This window comes from Citrobacter freundii complex sp. 2024EL-00216, assembly GCF_043945515.1.
Lineage (GTDB): Bacteria > Pseudomonadota > Gammaproteobacteria > Enterobacterales > Enterobacteriaceae > Citrobacter > Citrobacter portucalensis.
In genome coordinates, this window is record NZ_JBIMRA010000064.1 from 1 (window position 1) to 1,386 (window position 1,386).

Genomic DNA, 1,386 nt, shown 5'->3' on the forward strand with positions numbered 1-1,386 from the left:
CATGGAGCTGAAATCAGTCGAAGATACCAGCTGGCTGCAACTGTTTATTAAAAACACAGCACTGTGCAAACACGAAAGTGGACGTATACGGTGTGACGCCTGCCCGGTGCCGGAAGGTTAATTGATGGGGTTATCCGTAAGGAGAAGCTCTTGATCGAAGCCCCGGTAAACGGCGGCCGTAACTATAACGGTCCTAAGGTAGCGAAATTCCTTGTCGGGTAAGTTCCGACCTGCACGAATGGCGTAATGATGGCCAGGCTGTCTCCACCCGAGACTCAGTGAAATTGAACTCGCTGTGAAGATGCAGTGTACCCGCGGCAAGACGGAAAGACCCCGTGAACCTTTACTATAGCTTGACACTGAACACTGGTCCTTGATGTGTAGGATAGGTGGGAGGCTTTGAAGTGTGGACGCCAGTCTGCATGGAGCCATCCTTGAAATACCACCCTTTAATGGCTGGTGTTCTAACGTAGACCCGTTACCCGGGTTGCGGACAGTGTCTGGTGGGTAGTTTGACTGGGGCGGTCTCCTCCTAAAGAGTAACGGAGGAGCACGAAGGTTAGCTAATCCTGGTCGGACATCAGGAGGTTAGTGCAAAGGCATAAGCTAGCTTGACTGCGAGAGTGACGGCTCGAGCAGGTGCGAAAGCAGGTCTTAGTGATCCGGTGGTTCTGAATGGAAGGGCCATCGCTCAACGGATAAAAGGTACTCCGGGGATAACAGGCTGATACCGCCCAAGAGTTCATATCGACGGCGGTGTTTGGCACCTCGATGTCGGCTCATCACATCCTGGGGCTGAAGTAGGTCCCAAGGGTATGGCTGTTCGCCATTTAAAGTGGTACGCGAGCTGGGTTTAGAACGTCGTGAGACAGTTCGGTCCCTATCTGCCGTGGGCGCTGGAGAATTGAGGGGGGCTGCTCCTAGTACGAGAGGACCGGAGTGGACGCATCACTGGTGTTCGGGTTGTCATGCCAATGGCATTGCCCGGTAGCTAAATGCGGAAGAGATAAGTGCTGAAAGCATCTAAGCACGAAACTTGCCCCGAGATGAGTTCTCCCTGACTCCTTGAGAGTCCTGAAGGAACGTTAAAGACGATGACGTTGATAGGTCGGGTGTGTAAGTGTAGCGATACATTGAGCTAACCGATACTAATGAACCGTGAGGCTTAACCTTACAACGCCGAAGATGTTTTGGCGAAAGACAGACACAAGATTCAGTTTGATTACAGATTAGATTGACATGCAAAAGCGTGTTGATAAACAGAATTTGCCTGGCGGCTGTAGCGCGGTGGTCCCACCTGACCCCATGCCGAACTCAGAAGTGAAACGCCGTAGCGCCGATGGTAGTGTGGGGTCTCCCCATGCGAGAGTAGGGAACTGCCAGGCA

At 52.5% G+C, this 1,386-nt stretch carries 2 rRNA genes; both read left to right on the forward strand.

Going from position 1 to position 1,386, the window contains the following annotated elements:
* A 23S ribosomal RNA gene (locus ACHHZ7_RS25375) occupies positions 1-1,173 on the forward strand; the annotation flags it as partial.
* Positions 1,174-1,269: 96 nt separating this feature from the next.
* A 5S ribosomal RNA gene (gene rrf / locus ACHHZ7_RS25380) occupies positions 1,270-1,385 on the forward strand.
* Position 1,386: the final 1 nt, after the last annotated feature.